General features: G+C 64.4%; 15 protein-coding genes and 2 pseudogenes. 7 read left to right on the forward strand and 10 right to left on the reverse strand.

What is annotated here, in order from left to right; translation table 11 throughout:
* The first annotated feature begins 39 nt into the window (after window positions 1–39).
* Window positions 40–639: a glutathione S-transferase family protein gene (locus tag B9A15_RS15935; RefSeq protein ID WP_244556987.1), complete on the forward strand. Its 600-nt coding sequence runs from the start codon at window positions 40–42 to the stop codon at window positions 637–639.
* 159 nt (window positions 640–798) lie between these two features.
* Here B9A15_RS15935 and B9A15_RS15940 read toward each other — a convergent pair whose 3' ends face one another.
* The 5 genes from B9A15_RS15940 to B9A15_RS15960 form a co-directional block, all read right to left on the reverse strand.
* Entirely contained in the window at window positions 799–1,020 is a 222-nt protein-coding gene (locus tag B9A15_RS15940; RefSeq protein ID WP_084411499.1) for a hypothetical protein, read from the reverse strand.
* 306 nt (window positions 1,021–1,326) lie between these two features.
* On the reverse strand, window positions 1,327–2,271 hold the full coding sequence (locus B9A15_RS15945; protein ID WP_084411500.1) for a ring-cleaving dioxygenase: 945 nt from the start codon (window positions 2,269–2,271) through the stop codon (window positions 1,327–1,329).
* Window positions 2,272–2,581: 310 nt separating this feature from the next.
* A complete protein-coding gene (locus B9A15_RS15950; protein ID WP_084411501.1) occupies window positions 2,582–2,746 on the reverse strand; it encodes a DUF1328 domain-containing protein in 165 nt (54 codons plus the stop codon).
* Window positions 2,747–2,848: 102 nt separating this feature from the next.
* A complete protein-coding gene (locus B9A15_RS15955; protein ID WP_084411503.1) occupies window positions 2,849–3,676 on the reverse strand; it encodes a ferredoxin--NADP reductase in 828 nt (275 codons plus the stop codon).
* A gap of 276 nt (window positions 3,677–3,952) precedes the next feature.
* Window positions 3,953–4,483, reverse strand: coding sequence for a DUF3429 domain-containing protein (locus B9A15_RS15960; RefSeq protein ID WP_084411505.1), 531 nt, complete (start codon window positions 4,481–4,483; stop codon window positions 3,953–3,955).
* Window positions 4,484–4,616: 133 nt separating this feature from the next.
* Between B9A15_RS15960 and B9A15_RS15965 the strand changes: the two genes are divergently transcribed.
* Window positions 4,617–5,795, forward strand: coding sequence for a glycosyltransferase family 4 protein (locus B9A15_RS15965; RefSeq protein WP_084411551.1), 1,179 nt, complete (start codon window positions 4,617–4,619; stop codon window positions 5,793–5,795).
* 28 nt (window positions 5,796–5,823) lie between these two features.
* On the opposite strand, the gene kdsA is transcribed toward B9A15_RS15965, so the two are convergent.
* The 5 genes and pseudogenes from kdsA to tpiA all read right to left on the reverse strand — a co-directional run.
* Window positions 5,824–6,657 carry a 3-deoxy-8-phosphooctulonate synthase gene (gene kdsA, locus B9A15_RS15970; protein ID WP_084411507.1) on the reverse strand — a complete coding sequence of 278 codons (834 nt, stop codon included), beginning with the start codon at window positions 6,655–6,657 and terminating at the stop codon, window positions 5,824–5,826.
* Entirely contained in the window at window positions 6,654–7,499 is an 846-nt protein-coding gene (locus tag B9A15_RS15975; protein WP_139798436.1) for a VOC family protein, read from the reverse strand. Before B9A15_RS15975 ends, kdsA begins: the two co-directional genes overlap by 4 nt.
* Before the next feature lie 14 nt (window positions 7,500–7,513).
* Window positions 7,514–9,142: a CTP synthase gene (locus B9A15_RS15980; protein ID WP_084411511.1), complete on the reverse strand. Its 1,629-nt coding sequence runs from the start codon at window positions 9,140–9,142 to the stop codon at window positions 7,514–7,516.
* A 495-nt stretch (window positions 9,143–9,637) separates the two neighbouring features.
* Window positions 9,638–10,087 (reverse strand): annotated as a pseudogene (gene secG, locus B9A15_RS23455) (preprotein translocase subunit SecG); the annotation flags it as partial.
* Window positions 10,088–10,277: 190 nt separating this feature from the next.
* A pseudogene (tpiA, locus tag B9A15_RS15990) lies at window positions 10,278–11,033 on the reverse strand (triose-phosphate isomerase); the annotation flags it as partial.
* A gap of 229 nt (window positions 11,034–11,262) precedes the next feature.
* Between tpiA and B9A15_RS15995 the strand changes: the two are divergent.
* The 5 genes from B9A15_RS15995 to B9A15_RS16015 are packed head-to-tail and all read left to right on the forward strand — an operon-like array spanning window position 11,263 to window position 16,730.
* On the forward strand, window positions 11,263–13,152 hold the full coding sequence (locus B9A15_RS15995) for a peptidyl-prolyl cis-trans isomerase (protein WP_084411517.1): 1,890 nt from the start codon (window positions 11,263–11,265) through the stop codon (window positions 13,150–13,152).
* Window positions 13,149–14,180, forward strand: coding sequence for an anthranilate phosphoribosyltransferase (gene trpD, locus B9A15_RS16000; RefSeq protein ID WP_084411519.1), 1,032 nt, complete (start codon window positions 13,149–13,151; stop codon window positions 14,178–14,180). The genes B9A15_RS15995 and trpD overlap by 4 nt, the downstream gene beginning before the upstream one ends.
* Window positions 14,177–14,989 (forward strand): indole-3-glycerol phosphate synthase TrpC, encoded by an 813-nt coding sequence (trpC, locus tag B9A15_RS16005; RefSeq protein WP_084411521.1) that lies wholly within the window; start codon window positions 14,177–14,179, stop codon window positions 14,987–14,989. The genes trpD and trpC overlap by 4 nt, the downstream gene beginning before the upstream one ends.
* Window positions 14,986–15,528 (forward strand): cyclic pyranopterin monophosphate synthase MoaC, encoded by a 543-nt coding sequence (moaC, locus tag B9A15_RS16010; RefSeq protein ID WP_084411523.1) that lies wholly within the window; start codon window positions 14,986–14,988, stop codon window positions 15,526–15,528. The genes trpC and moaC overlap by 4 nt, the downstream gene beginning before the upstream one ends.
* Window positions 15,525–16,730, forward strand: a complete 1,206-nt coding sequence (locus tag B9A15_RS16015) for a molybdopterin molybdotransferase MoeA (RefSeq protein WP_084411524.1) — start codon at window positions 15,525–15,527, stop codon at window positions 16,728–16,730. Before moaC ends, B9A15_RS16015 begins: the two co-directional genes overlap by 4 nt.
* Window positions 16,731–16,821: the final 91 nt, after the last annotated feature.

A 16,821-nucleotide genomic window follows, 5' to 3' on the forward strand; every position in this document is an offset into this window, starting at 1 on the left:
TACGGTTTTCCATAGGAGATGGCTCGGATGGACGGGCGGTTGAAGCTTTACCACAACCCTAGAAGCCGGGCGGCGATCGCCAGATGGATGCTGGAGGAGGTCGGCGCCGAATACGACCTCGTTCAGGTGGATTTCGAGGCTGGCGATTCGGCTAAGCCGGAGTTTCTTGCGCTCAACCCGTTGGGCAAGATCCCCGTTCTCGTGCTTGCCGACGGAACGGCTGTATCGGAGACGCCAGCAATCCTTGCTTATCTCGCCGATCTTTATCCCGATGCCGGCCTCGCGCCTGCGATCGGCAGCTCCGAGCGTGGCAGCTATTATCGCTGGCTGTTCTTCGGCGGCAGCTGTTTCGAGCCGGCGCTAGCTATGGAATTGATGATCAAAACGTCCGAGCCGCTGCCGGTGAGATCGCTTGGCTGGAGCAGTTTCGACCGCGTGATCGATACGCTGGAGACCACGCTGTCGCAAAGGGATGTCTTGGTCGGATCACATGTCACCGCCGCCGACGTGTATATTGGGGCGCAGCTCAACTGGGCCCGCATGTTCGGCGCGCCGCGCATCGCAGATAGCGCGGTCATCAGCGCCTATCTCGAACGCCTGACAGCTCGCCCGGCCTATCAGCGCGCGATGAGCGGCTGATCCATTTCCGAGATTTTGTGAGTTACCGACGCATTCGCAGAGTTATAAACTGTGCGATCGCCTTCGGTTCGTCCGCCCCTTGCCGCGTTTATCCCACATGGTTGGACAAGGGTTGAGGATCGAACCCGGCATCTATCATTTGCCGGACTGTAACGGGTGTCAGGCAACCCGTGCCGCAAGGCTTGCCGCTTCACGGGTGATGTCGCGCAGGACCCGCACATAGCAGTCTGCGAGGAGATCGAGATCGACGGGGGCGTAGGCGATCAGCGCCTTCTCGATCACGTCGCGCCCATAGCCTTCGCGAGCGAGCGCAGTGACCGCCTCGTAGAGAACGGTCTCGTCGTCGAGGCGCGCCGGGTTCCTCTGCGTCGTGAAGCTCATGAGTTGCCCGTCCCCCTTTTTTACATCCACCGTCCTGCGCCATTCGCCGCGAAGCACCAAGAGGCCTTCAAGGACGGCGTTATCGCGCCGAAAGGCTCGCTCCCGCCCTTTGCCGGAAAGAGCGAGCCAATCGACGCGCTCCTTGCGAGAGGTGATGCGGCAACACTATGGCAAAGAGGCTTGCGCGAAACAGGACAAGTCTTTGAACGAAGGCAAATAATAAACCTCTCAGCTTCACCTTCTTTAAGACTTTTTTAACCTCTTTCGCTACTCGCAAGGGAGTTGGACCTGACGGAACGGCCGTTCTCAAAGCGGCTTGAGATTGGCCTCGATCTTAGTCCGATGCGGCTCCAGGAACGGCGGGAGAGCAAGACGCTCGCCAAGGCTCTCTTCCGGTTCGTCGACGGCAAAGCCCGGACCATCCGTGGCGATCTCGAACAGAATGCCGCCTGGCTCGCGGAAATAAAGCGAGCGGAAATAATAGCGCTCGACCTCACCACTCGATGGCAGGCGGACCGCCGCGAGCCGTGCCGTCCATTCGTGGAGGCTGTCGATGTCAGGTGTCCGGAATGCGACATGGTGGACGCCGCCGGCGCCCTGGCTCGCAACGGGAAGATGGGGCTCGACCGCGACGTGCAGTTCGGTCTCGGGCCCGCCCTCGGCCATTTTAAAGACGGTGATCTCAGATTCACCGTCCTGGTAGCTTCGCAGCCTCTCCATATTCATGAGGCGCGTCAGCACGATCTCGGTCGGTTCGAGATCAGGAACGGAGATGACGATTGGCCCAAGGCCACGAATCTGGCGCTCGGGCGCCACATCGCTTGCCTCCCAGGGATGGAACGAGCCGGCGCCGCCGTCATCGACGAATCGAAGACGCTGGCCTTCCTTGTCCTCGAAATCGAGGCTCGCCCGCCCATCGATCTCGGTCACGTCGCCGACCTCGGCCCCGGCCGCCGTCAGGCGCTCCCGCCAATAACCCAGCGTCGCCTCGCCGCTCACGCGAAATCCAGTGCGCGCGATCGACCGCGTGCCTCGCCGCTCACGCGGGGCTGGCCAGTCGAAGAACGTAATGTCGGTGCCGGGCGAGGCTTTGCCGTCGGCGTAAAAGAGGTGATAGGCGCTGGTATCGTCCTGATTCACGGTCTTCTTGACGAGCCGGAGGCCCAATGTTCCGGTGTAGAAAGCACGGTTGCCCGGCGCATCGGCCGTGATCGCCGTCAGATGATGAAAACCCGTCAGTTGCAAGCTCATGAGACATTCCTTCCCTGTTAGGCAAAGAATGGGCAACGCGGCTCCCAACGGCCAGAGGGCCGGCAGGAAACGGGCCGTCAACCACTCTGATTGACTGATGGCCGCGACCGACACTCTTTCTGCCCGCTCGACGCGTGTTTTATGCCACTGTCGGACCTGCCGCAGACGATCGAACGGCAATATTGAGTGCCCATCGTCGCTATTTTCGCATCTCACGAAATGGCAGTGGCTGAGTTAAAAAGACGAAAGCCGCCCATCGCGAAGATGGACGGCTTTCAACATTGCAAGCCTGATCGGTCTTAAACAGCGCTTATAGAGCGCGGCGGCGACCAAAGATCAGAGAGATGACGAAAAGGACAATTGCGACGAAGAAGATAATCTTCGCAATGCCGACCGCAGTGCCCGCAATACCACCAAAACCCAGTACAGCGGCAATCAGAGCAATGATGAGGAACGTAATAGCCCAACCGATCATGGCTGGCACTCCTTTTCTACGAACAATTCCGTTGCCATTGTAACGGCCAGCCGAAGAAAAAGTTGCGCTCCCCATTTGCGCTCGAACAGTAGCGAGCGCCAATCAGTCAACGAAGGCGCGCTCCACGACATAGGTGCCAGGGGAGTTGTTGGCGCCTTCCTCGAACCCCTTGGCCTGGAGCAAGGCCTCGGTGTCCTTCAGCATCGCCATGGAGCCGCAGATCATCGCCCGGTCGTTCGCGGGATCGAGCGGCGCGATGCCGAGATCGGTGAACAGCTTGCCATTCTCGATCAGCGTCGTGATGCGCTCGCCCTTCGTCTCGCCTTCGCGGGTGGCCGTGGCGTGGAACTTCAGATCCTTGCCCGCCATGACCTCCTGCATCATCTCGTCACTGTGCATATGGGCGACGAGCTCGCGGCCATAAGACAGCTCGGCATCGAGCCGGCAGGTCTGGGTGAGAACGACCTGATCGAACTTCTCATAGGTCTCCGGATCACGGATCACGGAAGCGAAGGGCGCGATGCCGGTGCCGGTGGAGAAGAGAAACAGGCGCTTGCCCGGCTTCAGCGCATCGTGGACGAGCGTCCCCGTCGGCTTCTTGCGCATGAGGACGGTGTCGCCTTCCTTGATCTTCTGCAGATGCTCGGTCAGCGGTCCGCCCGGCACCTTGATCGAGAAGAATTCCAACTCCTCATCCCAGGCCGGACTGGCGATGGAATAGGCGCGAAAGACGGGCTTTTCCGCGTTGGGCAAGCCGATCATGACGAATTCGCCCGAGCGGAAGCGGAAGCTCTGCGGGCGGGTCATGCGGAAGGCGAACAGACGGTCGGTATAATGGGTGACCGACGTCACCGTCTCGGCAAAGACATTGGCGGGAATCGGGAATTCCCCGGCGGGTGCGGCCTCGACGGTTTCGGCAACGGAACTCATGGACAACCTCTGATCTGTTCGTCGGGTCCGATGCGAGCGGCCAAGGGCGCTGATGCGCCCGGTCGGCAGTGCCATGGACCCGTTCTTCCTGAAAATCGGGCGGAGCATTTTCGAAAACGCTCTCTACTTGGCGCGGAACATAGGCGAAGACAGCCGGCTTCGCACCGGTTTCCGTCCTAAAGTTTCCGCACTGACAGGGACAAATTTCTGCCAAGAGCGGTCTTCGCGCCGTTTGCTGCCATGCTTGGCTCACTCCGCTCAGTGCGATCCGCAGGGTCAGAAGAACGGGCTCGTCAGGACATAGGCGCCGACGAGGAGGAGCGAGACCAGCGGGATCGCCATCTGCCAGGGGCGAAAGCTCGCGAAATAAAGCGGGGCCCGGCCGGCTCGCGCGCTGAGCGGGTCGAGGATCGCAAGCGCCAGATAGCCGGCCAGTTCCAGACCGATGGCGAGACGGGGAAAGGCCCATACCGTGGCGACGATGGCGCCATAGCCTGCGATGAACAGGAACAGCATCATCGCGATCTGAGTGACTTTCGGCCCGCCTGGCTGGCGGAAACTGACGCCGCGCCGAACGCCCGCCAAAAAGCAGAGGATCGCCGCGCCCCAGAAGAGTGTGAGATTGAGGGTCAGGAAGGACCAATTGTCGGGCAGAACGAAGAGGCCGATGCCGCCGGCAAGCAGCGGCAGCATGGCGACGACGCCGAAGAAAAGCCCGTCCATCGGCGTCTCGGCCGGTTCGCTCGCGCTCACGCGCCGCCCGCCCTTCACAGGCTCCATATGATCCGTGCCGCGATCAGGCGTCATGTCGCTCATCCTTCGTCTCTCGTCGCTCTTTCGAAGCGCTTTGTCGCGACGACACTTGGAGGCGTCGGCGCGATCGGCTAGCGCTGGGCACGACTTCGTTTTCGTCCCATCTCCCTCGTTCGCCCGCTGCCTCATGTCCGTTACGACCTCGTCTCCGAGCTTTTCGAACCCAACACACGGCGCGACCGGTGCCCGCCCACGGCTTGTCTTCGTCGTGACGGAGGATTGGTTCTTCGCCTCCCATTTTCTGCCGATGGCGCGGGCGGCGGTGGAGGCCGGTTTCGAGCCCGTGGTGGTGACCCGCCTCCGCGACCATCGCAAGGCGATCGAGGCGACCGGCGCAAGACTGGTGCCGCTCGACCTCGAACGGCGGGAGAATGGGCCGGCCTCTCTCATGCAGGCGGTTCGCCGTCTCGGCGCGATCCTCGAAGCCGAGCGCCCCGCCCTCATCCATGCCATCTCGCTCCGCTCGATCCTGATTGCCGGCCTTGCCGGGCGGATGGCCGGCAATCCGCCCAGTGTCCAAGCCGTGACCGGTCTCGGCTTTCTGGGTGCCCGGCGGGATCTGAAAGGGCGGCTCGCCCGCGCGCTTCTCGGCCGCGCCATCGCCGGCCCGCTTTCGCCGAAGACGACACGGTTTCTTCTAGAAAATGCGCAGGACGCCCGTTTTCTGCGGCTTAGCCCCGACGACAAGCGCATCCGCATCGTCGGCGGCGCCGGCGTCGATCCGCAAGCCTATCCACCCGCTCCTTTGCCGAAAGGGCGAGGCCTAAGGCTCGCACTCGTCTCGCGGATGGTCTGGTCGAAGGGTGTCGACACGGCTGTGGAGGCGGTGACGATGGCGAGACAGCGCGGGGTCGATGTCTCGCTGACGATCTTCGGTGCGCCCGATGGCGACAATCCGCGGGCGATTCCGAAAGCGACGCTCGATGAATGGAACGCGCGAGACGGCATCGGCTGGGCCGGGCCGACGCGAGATATCCCGGCCGTCTGGGCCGCCCATCACGCGGCGATCTTTCCCTCACGCGGTGGCGAGGGTCTGCCACGCACGCTTCTGGAAGCTGCGGCCTGCGGACGGGCGATCCTGACGAGCGACGTTCCCGGTTGCCGGGACCTCGTGCGCGACGGGATTGAGGGCTTTGTCCTCGCCTCCGAGGACGCGCCCGCCTTCTCGCGCGCCATCGAAGCATTGGCGGGCGAACCGGACAGGGTGGCCGCCATGGGCAAGGCCGCGCGGGAGAGGATTCTCACCGGCTATACCGAACGCCATGTCATGGAGACGGTCAAAGACCTCTGGCGCGAGCTTCTGTAACGGGCCGCAAGCACGGCCCGCCGATCGGTCAAAAGCCTTTGGTGAGATCGTCGAGCGCCTTCAGCCGCTTCAAGAGCTCCGGCATTCGATCCAGAGGGACCATGTTGGGGCCGTCCGAGGGTGCGTTGTCGGGGTCGTCATGGGTCTCGATGAAGAGGCCGGCGACACCGACGGCGCAGGCCGCCCGCGCCAAGGTCTCGACGAAGCGGCGCTCGCCGCCGGACGAACCGCCCTGCCCGCCCGGCTGCTGCACCGAATGGGTCGCGTCGAAGACCACCGGATGGCCGGTCTCGGCCATGATCGGCAGGCCCCGGAAGTCGGAGACGAGCGTGTTGTATCCGAAGGAGGCGCCGCGCTCGGTCAGGATCACATTCGGATTGCCGCTATCGGTCACTTTCGCCGCGACATTCTTCATGTCCCAAGGCGCGAGAAACTGGCCCTTCTTGATGTTGACCACACGCCCCGTCTCGGCGGCGGCCACCAGAAGGTCGGTCTGCCGGCAGAGGAAGGCCGGGATCTGCAGGATATCGACGACCGAGGCGACCTCGCGGCACTGCTCCTCGGTGTGGATATCGGTCAGGACCGGCAGATCAAAGGTCTTGCCGATCTCTTCGAACACGGGCAGCGCGCCGGACAGCCCGATCCCGCGCTTGCCCTTGAGGCTGGTGCGGTTCGCCTTGTCGAAGCTCGCCTTGAAGACATAAGGGATGCCGAGGTCCTCGGTGATCCGCTTCATCCTCTCCGCGATCATCATCGCGTGGTCCCGGCTCTCCATCTGGCAGGGTCCGGCAATGAGAGCGAAGGGCGCGTCATTGGAAAAGGTCACGCCCTTGGCGCTGACCGGATGGGGGATGAGGCTCATACGGGCTCCTCCACGAAGACGAGGCGGCCGTCGCCATTGGGAAAGGCGACGGTGATGGTTTCATCGTCCGCCGAATATGGGATGTCCGATCCGGTCAGGCAGGCCTCGGCTTTCGAAAGACTGTCGACCCCGACCGTCACGGCAGCGACGCGAAGGGCCGCCTTATCGGAGCCCTCTTGGGCCGGCGCAAGCGTCACGCGCGTTTCGGCGAGATCGAAGACGATTCCGCGATCGGGTGAGACCTGCGCCTCGCAGCAGAAGACAGCCTCGATATGCCGGGTCGCACGTTCCAGATCGCCCGCTTCGAAATCAACGCCTGTGATCGACATGGCCCCATTGGCATGGGCGAGAAGCGCCGAACGATCGACGCTCAGCCGATGGCGTGCCTCGCAGAAGAAGACGGTCGGCGTCTGATCGCCAAAGGATTTCGCAAAAGCGAGCCGGAAGGACAGACGAGCCGCTTCACCCGACGGCAGAGTGAGATCGCGCTCGAACTCGGTCAGGCGGTCTTCGCCAAGCTGAGAAGCGCGAAGATGGGCCTGATCGGCCAGAGCATCGCTCGATTTCAGCGCGATCGCCGAGACAGCATCCGGTGCGTGGCTCCTAAAACCCTCGTCGCGCTCGACAAACAGGTTTCCGCCTTCGAGCGCACGGGCGTAATCCTCGGCACTGCCGATGGCGAGCGGTTCGAAGAACGTTCCGTCGGCGAAAAAGACGCAGGCATTTTCGGTGCCGAACGGATGACGCGCATCCGGCGCGACAGTGAAGCCGAGACGCGAGAACCAGTCCCGCGCTTGCGCCAGATCGATAAACGGCAGAACGAGATGATCGAGCGCGCGCATCTTCGCCCCGCGCGTCAAACCAACCTCGACCGCTTCACCGCCGCCTCGATGAAGCTCGTGAAGAGCGGATGAGGCTCGAAGGGGCGGGACTTCAGTTCCGGGTGATACTGGACGCCGATGAACCAGGGGTGGTCGGGAAGCTCCACCGTCTCCGGCAAAAGGCCGTCCGGCGACATGCCGGCAAAGCTCATGCCCGCCGCTTCCAGGCGCTCCCGATAGGCCCGATTGACCTCGTAACGGTGGCGGTGGCGCTCAACGATCTCGGTGTCGCCATAGATCTCGGCGATGCGCGAGCCGTCCTTGAGCGAGGCCTTGTAGGAGCCGAGGCGCATGGTGCCGCCGAGATCGCCCTCGGCCGCCCGCTTCTCCAATTCGTTGCCCTTCAGCCATTCGGTCATGAGGCCGACGATCGGCTCCTCGGTGGCGCCGAATTCCGTAGAGGACGCCTTGTCGATGCCGGCGAGCGATCGCGCGGCCTCGATCACCGCCATCTGCATGCCGAAACAGATGCCGAAATAGGGGACCTGGCGTTCGCGGGCGAAACGAGCCGCGTGGATCTTGCCTTCCGAGCCGCGCTCGCCAAAGCCGCCCGGCACGAGAATGCCATTGACTCGCTCCAGATAAGGCGCCGGGTCCTCCTGTTCGAAGACCTCCGCCTCGATCCAGTCGAGCCGCACCCGCGTGCGATTGGCGATGCCGCCATGCTGGAGCGCCTCGATCAGCGACTTATAGGCGTCCTTGAGGCCCGTATATTTGCCGACGATGGCGATCGTCACCTCGCCTTCCGGATTGCGGATGGCGTCGACCACCTGATGCCAGCGATGCAGCTGGGGCTTCGGCGCCGGGTCGATGCCGAAAGCGGCAAGGACTTCCGTGTCGAGGCCTTCATGGTGATAGGCGATCGGCACGTCATAGATGGTGGCGACGTCAAGGGCCTGAATGACCGCCGTCTCGCGGACATTGCAGAAGAGCGAGAGCTTGCGGCGCTCTTCCTTGGGGATCGGTCGGTCGGCGCGCACGAGCAGGATATCGGGCGCGATGCCGATGGCCCGCAATTCGCGCACCGAATGCTGGGTGGGCTTGGTCTTCAATTCGCCCGCCGTTGGAATATAGGGCATCAGCGTCAGATGGACGTAGATCGCCCCGCCGCGCGGCAGGTCGTTGCCGAGCTGACGGATCGCCTCGAAGAAAGGCAGCGCCTCGATGTCGCCGACCGTGCCGCCGATCTCGCAGAGGACGAAATCATAGTCCTCATTGCCGTCGAGGACGAATTCCTTGATCGCATCGGTGACATGGGGAATCACCTGAACCGTGCCGCCGAGATAGTCGCCGCGCCGTTCCTTGGCGATGATCCCCTGATAGATCCGGCCGGTGGTGATGTTGTCTTGTTTGTTGGCCGAGCGGCCGGTGAAGCGCTCGTAATGACCGAGATCGAGATCCGTCTCGGCCCCGTCATCGGTGACGAAGACCTCGCCATGCTGGGTCGGGCTCATCGTGCCCGGATCGACATTGAGATAGGGGTCGAGCTTTCTCAGCCGCACCCGGTAGCCACGCGCCTGCAAAAGTGCGCCGAGGGCCGCCGAAGCGATGCCCTTGCCGAGTGATGAAACCACGCCGCCGGTGATGAAGATGTATCGCGCCATGGGCCTTCCCGATATCGCGCTCGCCCGGATTCTTCCAGCCGAAAAAGCGAACCCTTCCAAAGAAAACGGGGCGCTCGCCGCGCCCCGTGTCGATTTCGCCGTCGTGAGAGCGGCGTCTTACTGACCGGCCGGCTGATTGCCAGTAGCCGGCGCGGCCGTGCCATTCGCATCCGTCGGCGACGCATTGGAGCTCTCACCCGTCGTCGCGGACCCCTCGTCGCTCAAAGGCGTCTCAGGCGCCTGCTCGACTGCCGAAGGCGCTTCCACCGGGGCGATGGGCTCGGAGTCGGCTGCGTTCGCGGCTTCCGGCGCGGGATTGGCCGGGATCTCGCCGACCGGCGCCGTATCGCTCTGCGGCGCAGCGTCGCTCTCGGTGGATGGCGATTCGGTCTCGGTCGACGTCGCGGCACCTGTCGAGGTCTGGCCTGTCGACGTTTCGCCCGCCGCCGGCGCGCTCTCGCTCGCCTCGGGGGTCGTCGTCAGATCCGGAATCAGCGTCGATTCGGGGATCAGCGACGAATTGTCGTCGGCCGGCGCCGCAGGAGTCGTCGGCGCAACCACCGGAGCCTCGCCACTGGCAGCCGGCGCAGGAGCGCTCGTGCCGCCGTTTTCCTCCGCAGGCAAGCCGCCGAGCTGATCGAGGAGGCTGCCGCCATCGCTCGACCCATTCTGGCCCTGGCCCTGATTGGCCGGCAGCTGGTCGAGAATGTCGGTCGGCTGCGAGCCATAGCGCGCCAGGATGCCGAGGGTCAGCGAGGTGATGAAGAAGCCGGCCGCCAGGATCGCGGTCGTGCGCGTTAGCGCATTGGCCGCTCCGCGCGCCGACATTAGACCGCCGCCGCCACCGCCGATGCCGAGCGCCCCGCCCTCGGAGCGCTGCAACAGCACCACGATGACGAGCGCGACGACGATCATCAAATGGATGATGATGAGAATTGTGTCCATGAACTGTCCGGAACGCGCCTTCGCTGGAATTGCGCGCCTTCTAAACCAACCGGCCCGATTAATCCAAGCCGTTCTGCAAGCTGGCTTCGAGCTCCGACAGATCGGGCTCGAAGTCGTCGAAATTGTCCTCGTCCGTCGCCACCGACGCCGGTTGCGACTGCTGCTGCGGCTCACCCGCGCCTTGGGCTCGCGGCGTCGCCTCGCATATCGCGATAAAATCAGCGGCCTTCAAGCTGGCGCCGCCGATAAGCGCGCCGTTCACATGGGCGACACTCAGAAGCTCGGTGGCGTTGTTCGGCTTGACCGAACCGCCGTAAAGGAGGCGAACGCTCTCGCCGGTGTCGTTTCCGAACCGATCCGTCAGTGTCTGGCGAATGAAGCCATGGGCCTCGGCCACGTCGTCGGTGGTCGGGGTGCGGCCGGTGCCGATCGCCCAGACCGGCTCATAGGCGATGACGGTGTTCGTCGCCGTCACGCCATCGGGCAACGATCCGGCCAGTTGGGTCCCGAGCACGTCGAGGGTTTCGCCATTGTCGCGCTGGGCCTGGCTTTCGCCGATGCAGACGATCGCTGTCAGCCCGGCGCGCCAGGCGGCCTGCGTCTTGGCGCGAACCGCCGCGTCGTCCTCGCCATTGTCGGCGCGCCGCTCGGAATGGCCGACGATCACATAGGTCGCGCCCACGTCCTTCAGCATTTCGGCGGCGATCTCGCCGGTATGGGCGCCTGAGGCTTGCGCATGACAGGTCTGCCCGCCGACGGACGCAACCCGGTTCAGAATGCCCCGGCTTGCCGAAAGCATGGTCGCGGGCGGACAGATGAGAAGGTCGAGCCCTTCCATCCGGCCTTCTTTCGCGGCGTCGGAGATGCCCTTCAATTCGGTCAGCGACCGCAGAAGCCCGTTCATCTTCCAATTGCCGGCGATCAGTGGTGTCAGCGTCATCGTCAAACTCCCTGAGGCGAAACCGCGTCATGCCTGAAGCAAGGCGCAAGTCCGTTTCCGGCGTCTTCGTTTGTCGTCTTGTCGGCTCGCACGTAACGGCAAGGCCCCACGAAATCAATCCGCGAGGCAATCAATCGATCGGGGCCGCTTGCGCCCATCGGGGCCCATTTCCTAATAGGGGCGGACACGAACCGCCGCCGGAACGCGACGGCGCGGGAGGATCGAGGACAAGATCATGATGAATTCGCTGCGCCGCGCGGCCTCGGGCTGGACAGCCAAATTGCTGCTCGGCCTCCTGGTCGTCAGCTTCGCCGTCTGGGGGATCGGGGACGTCTTCCGCAGTGGCGCGAGCAATGCCGTCCTCAGCGTCGGCGAGACCTCGGTGCCGCTTCAGGAATATGCCCTCGCCTATAATCAAGTGCGACGCTCGATCGCCCAGCAGATCGGCCGCGTGCCGACCCGAGAGGAGACCGAGATGTTCGGCGTCGATCAGGGCGTCCTCTCCCAGTTACTCTCCGGCGCGGTTCTGACCGAGCAGGGTCGCGAGATCGGCCTCGGCCTCTCCAAGGAGCGCCTCGCCCGGCTGATCGCCGACGATCCGAGCTTTCAGGACGCCGCCGGCAATTTCTCCCGCGCCCAGTTCCGCAACGCGCTGGCGAGCGTCGGTTTGAACGAGGCGAATTATATCGAGAGCCAGCAGGATGCGGCAACGCGCACCCAGATCGTCGACGCGGTCTCGAACGGTGTCACGCTCCCGACCGCCTTCCGCGACGCCATGGGCCTCTATAATGGCGAGCGCCGCAATATCAGCTATGTGGTCGTCGGACCGGATTCGGTCGGCCCGATCGCCGATCCGTCCGAGGAAACGCTGACGGCCTATTTCGACGAAAACAAAGAGACTTATGCGGCCCCTGAATATCGATCCTTCCAAGTCGCCGAGCTGACGCCGGAGACGATGGCCGACGAAGCCTCGGTCACCGAGGACGCGATCAAGGCCGATTACGAGCAGTTCCAAAGCCGCTATGGTACGCCGGAACGGCGCCGGGTCGACCAGATCGTCTTCCAGGATCAGGCCGCCGCAGATGCCGCGGCCGAAAAACTCGCCAATGGCGCGAGCTTCGAAGAGATCGCTCAAGATGCCGGACGCAATCCGGCCGATCTGTCCCTCGGTCTCGTCACCCGCGACGGCCTGCCCGATCCGGCCCTGGCCGATGCCGCCTTCTCGCTCGAAAGCGGGGCGACGTCCGGCGTCGTCGATGGCCGCTTCGGGCCGACCATTCTGCGGGTCAGCGAGATTCAGCCGGCCAGCGTCCAGCCGCTCGAAGAGGTGGCGCCCCAGATCCGCCGGGATCTTGCCATTGCGAATGCTGCCGACACGTTGAACTCGGCCTATGACACTTATGAGGATGCCCGAGCGGGCGGCGCGACCTTCCAAGAGGCCGCCGAGCGCGCCGGAATTCCGGTGAAGACCTATGAAGGCGTCGACGCCCAGGGTCGCGGAAAGGACGGCGAACGGATCGCCGACCTTCCCGATTCGAACGAACTTCTCGGTGAGGTCTTCCAGGTCGAGCCGGGCTTCGACAATGCGCCCCTTCAGACGGCGGGCAATGGCACATTGTTCTTCGACGTGACCGAGATCGAGCCGGCCCGCGACCGGACGCTGGACGAGGTCCGCGATCGGGTCCTCGCCGATTGGCGCGCCGCCGAAACGGAGCGTGTCGTCGGCGAGCGGGCGAAGGCCGTGCTCGACGCTGCCCGCGGTGGCACGCCATTGGAGAATGTCGCGGCCGAGAACGACCTCACTGTCCAGACCGCGCTCGGCATTACCCGCCAGAGCGGGGCAAGCGAGATCGGCCGCCAGGCGACCGAGGCCGCCTTCTCGGCCGGTCGCGGCGCGATCGAAGAGGCGGAGGGGCGCGAAAGCGGCAGCCGCATCGTCCTGCGCATCGACGAGGTGGCGCCGCCGGCGAGCCCGGCCGACAACGTTACCGACAGCCAGCGCCAGCAGATGGCCGAACGGCTGACGGACGATCTTCTGCAGAGCTATGTGACGCGGGTGAGAGGCGAATATCCGGTCCAGGTCTATCCGGCGGGGATCGAGGCGGCGAAGGGGCTGGTGCGATGAGCGAGCGGATCAAACCCTTTCTCGCCAAGGTCGCGACCGGACGGGCGCTGAGTCGCAAAGAGGCCGAGGACGCCTTCGCCATCTTGATGTCGGGCGAGGCGACGCCCGCCCAGATCGGCGGCTTCCTGATGGCGCTGCGCGTGCGCGGCGAAAGCGTCGAGGAGATCGCCGGAGCAGTCTCGGCCATGCGCGCCAATATGGCCCGGGTTGAGGCTCCGGCCGGCACGGTCGACATCGTCGGGACGGGCGGCGACAATTCCGGCACGGTCAATGTCTCGACCTGTTCGGCCTTCGTCATCTCCGCCTGCGGCGTTCCGGTCGCAAAGCACGGAAACCGAGCCCTGTCCTCGCGCTCGGGCGCGGCGGACGTTCTCGCCGCTCTCGGCATCGACATCGATCTGAAGCCGGACCAGCTGTCCCAGGCGATCGCGGAAGCCGGGCTCGCCTTCCTGTTTGCCCCGAACCATCATCCGGCCATGCGTCATGTGGGTCCGGCCCGCCGCGAACTCGGCACGCGCACGCTCTTCAACCTTCTCGGACCGATGACCAATCCGGCCGGCGTCAAGCGCCTCTTGATCGGCGTCTTCGGGCCCGAATGGGTGATGCCCATGGCCGAGACCCTACGTGAGCTGAACACGGAAGCGGCCTGGGTCGTCCATGGCGACGGTCTCGACGAGATGGCCGTGAGCGGCACCACCGAGGTCGCGGAACTGAAGGACGGCGAAATTCGCACCTTCACCGTGGACCCGGAAGATGTCGGCCTCAAGCGCTCGCCGCTTTCGGCGATCAAGGGCGGCGAGGCCGCCGACAACGCCCTTGCGCTGTCGGCCGTCCTGAATGGCGAGCCGAGCGCCTATCGCGACATCGTCGTCTTGAATTCCGGCGGCGCCCTCGTCGTCTCCGGCCGCGCGGCCACTCTCGCCGAAGGGGTCGCCATGGCGGCCGACGCCATCGATCGCGGCCTTGCGAAGGCCTCGCTGGATCGCCTCGTCGAAGTCACCAACCGGCTGGGAGGCAAGGCATCGTGAGCGACATCCTGAAAACGATCGAAGACTATAAACGCGAGGAAATCGCCAGCGCCAAGGCGAAGACGAGCCTTGCCGATCTCGAAGCCGAAATCGCACAAGCCGGCGCGCCGCGCGGCTTCCTGAAGGCGATCGAAGCGACGATCGAGGCCGGCGGTTTTGCACTCATCGCCGAGATCAAGAAGGCGAGCCCGTCCAAGGGCACGATCCGCGAGGATTTCGATCCGCCAAGCCTGGCCACAGCCTATGAGGCGGGCGGAGCGACCTGCCTTTCGGTTCTGACGGACGCGCCGAGCTTCAAGGGCAGCCCGGATTTTCTCAAGGCCGCGCGCGCGGCGACGTCTCTCCCGGCGCTGCGCAAGGATTTCATGTTCGATCCCTATCAGGTCGCCGAAGCGCGGGCCTGGGGCGCGGACGCGATCCTGATCATCATGGCTGCCGTCGACGACGCTCTCGCGGGCGAACTCGAATCGGCCGCCTTCGATCACGGCATGGACGTCCTGATCGAGGTTCACGACGAGGACGAGACCGAGCGCGCGCTCAAGCTCAAGTCGAAGCTTCTCGGTATCAACAACCGCAATCTTCGCACTTTCGAAACGAGCCTTGCGACCGCCGAACGGCTTTCGGCGCTCGTTCCGGACGATCGCGTGCTTGTCGGCGAAAGCGGCATCTTCACCCATGCCGACTGCCTGCGCCTTGCCGATCGCGGCATCCGCACCTTCCTCGTCGGCGAAAGCCTGATGCGCCAGAGCGATGTGGAGGCCGCGACCCGCGTTCTCCTCGGCCAACATCGCTCGGAGGCCGCCCAGTGAGTGACGAGACTCCTGCGCAGACGCGCCTGACCCATCTCGACGAAAACGGCGCCGCCGCCATGGTCGATGTGGGCGACAAGGCCGAGACCCGCCGCATCGCGGTGGCCGAAGGCTTCGTCAAAATGGCGCCGGAAACGCTCGCGCTCATCCGAGCCGGCGAAGCCAAGAAGGGCGACGTGATCGGCATCGCGCGAATCGCCGGCATCATGGGCGCCAAGCGCACCCATGAGCTGATCCCCCTCTGCCATCCGCTGCTTCTCGACAAGATAACCGTTGACGTGGAGCCGGACGACGCGATGGTCGGTCTGAAGGTCACCGCCCTCGCCCGCGTGTCGGGCAAGACCGGGGTCGAAATGGAAGCGCTGACCGCCGTCTCGGTAGCGTGCCTGACCATCTACGACATGGCGAAGGCCGCCGATCGGGGCATGGAAATCACCGGCATCCGCCTTCTGTCGAAATCCGGTGGCCGCTCCGGCGACTGGCATGCCGAGGCTCCGGCCGTCCCCGACACGGCCGAGAGCGAGGCCCAGCCCTCATGAGCCTGATGCCGCTCGAAGAGGCGTATCGGCGTGTGCTGGCCGGCGCCGAGCCCGTTCCGCGCACCGAGCGGGTTGGCCTAAGGCAGGCCTCCGGCCGCGTCCTTGCGGAGGCGGTGATCGCGCAACGCACCCAGCCAGGCTTCAACGCCTCCGCCATGGATGGCTATGCGATCAAGGCCGCCAATGCGGAAGCGGGATCATATCTCAATGTCATCGGCGAATCGGCTGCCGGCAAAGGCTTTTCGGGCAGGATCGAAGACAGTCAAACGGTTCGCATCTTCACCGGCGCCCCTGTGCCGGAGGGCGCCGATACCGTGCTCATCCAGGAGAATGCCGAACTCGTCGAGGCTTCGACGATCAAGGTCACCGAAGCCCCCGCCCGAGGGGCCCATATCCGTCTGGCGGGCGTCGATTTCGCGGAAGGCCAAACGCTGCTTTCCGCTGGCACCCTCCTCTCCCCGGGCTCTGTGGCGCTTGCGGCAAGCGGCGGCCACCCTGAGCTTGTCGTCCGCGCAAAGCCGAGGGTCGTGGTTCTGTCGACCGGCGACGAACTCGTTTTGCCGGGCGAGCCCGTCGGCCCTCATCAGATCGTCGCCTCCAACACCTTCGGGATCGCCGCTCTTTGCGAGGCGGCCGGGGCCGAGGTGATCGCCAATGAGCTCGCCCCTGACGACGAAGCCGCCATCGACGCGGTCTTCGACCAAGCGCTCGGAGCGAAGGCCGACATCTTTGTCACGATCGGCGGAGCCTCCGTCGGCGACCACGATCTCGTTGGAAAGGTGTTTGCCGAAAAGGGGGTCGATCTCGACTTCTGGAAGGTCGCCATGCGCCCCGGAAAGCCTTTCATGGCGGGGGCAAGGGACGGAATGCGCATTGCCGGCCTGCCCGGCAATCCAGCCTCCTCCATGGTCGCCGCAACGCTGTTTCTCGCCCCCCTCATCCGTCGTCTCGCCGGATTGGCCGACAGACCCCTCTTTGCCGATGGGTTTCTCGCAGAGGCGATGCCGGCCAACGGCAGCCGAGCCGATCTCGTCCGCTCGGTCATCCGGCCGGGACCGGACGGCCCGCTTCTGTCACCGCTTCCCCGTCAGGATTCCTCGCTCCTTTCGGTCTATGCCGAGGCCGACGCCCTGCTTCTGCGTCCGGTTAATGCAAATCCCGCCGAAGCGGGCGAACCCTGCCGCTTTGTTCCCCTAAGCTGAGACGTATCACGCCAGCCATGCGAATCACAGAAACACTTGCGGAACACAAAAGGAACATATAGGGTCGATCCGGTTCTGTTTTGGAGGCCTT

The organism is Fulvimarina manganoxydans (genome assembly GCF_900176465.1).
GTDB lineage: Bacteria > Pseudomonadota > Alphaproteobacteria > Rhizobiales > Rhizobiaceae > Fulvimarina > Fulvimarina manganoxydans.

Excerpts from the sequence above, each read along its gene's own strand:
- B9A15_RS15950 (WP_084411501.1), bottom strand. The coding sequence starts at position 2,746 with ATGATCGGTTGGGCTATTACGTTCCTCATCATTGCTCTGATTGCCGCT.
- B9A15_RS15960 (WP_084411505.1), bottom strand. The coding sequence starts at position 4,483 with ATGACGCCTGATCGCGGCACGGATCATATGGAGCCTGTGAAGGGCGGG.
- kdsA (WP_084411507.1), bottom strand. The coding sequence starts at position 6,657 with ATGAGCCTCATCCCCCATCCGGTCAGCGCCAAGGGCGTGACCTTTTCC.
- B9A15_RS15980 (WP_084411511.1), bottom strand. The coding sequence starts at position 9,142 with ATGGCGCGATACATCTTCATCACCGGCGGCGTGGTTTCATCACTCGGC.
- B9A15_RS15975 (WP_139798436.1), bottom strand. The coding sequence starts at position 7,499 with ATGCGCGCGCTCGATCATCTCGTTCTGCCGTTTATCGATCTGGCGCAA.
- B9A15_RS15955 (WP_084411503.1), bottom strand. The coding sequence starts at position 3,676 with ATGAGTTCCGTTGCCGAAACCGTCGAGGCCGCACCCGCCGGGGAATTC.
- B9A15_RS15940 (WP_084411499.1), bottom strand. The coding sequence starts at position 1,020 with ATGAGCTTCACGACGCAGAGGAACCCGGCGCGCCTCGACGACGAGACC.
- B9A15_RS15965 (WP_084411551.1), top strand. The coding sequence starts at position 4,617 with ATGTCCGTTACGACCTCGTCTCCGAGCTTTTCGAACCCAACACACGGC.
- B9A15_RS16015 (WP_084411524.1), top strand. The coding sequence starts at position 15,525 with ATGAGCCTGATGCCGCTCGAAGAGGCGTATCGGCGTGTGCTGGCCGGC.
- B9A15_RS15945 (WP_084411500.1), bottom strand. The coding sequence starts at position 2,271 with ATGAGCTTGCAACTGACGGGTTTTCATCATCTGACGGCGATCACGGCC.
- B9A15_RS15995 (WP_084411517.1), top strand. The coding sequence starts at position 11,263 with ATGATGAATTCGCTGCGCCGCGCGGCCTCGGGCTGGACAGCCAAATTG.
- trpD (WP_084411519.1), top strand. The coding sequence starts at position 13,149 with ATGAGCGAGCGGATCAAACCCTTTCTCGCCAAGGTCGCGACCGGACGG.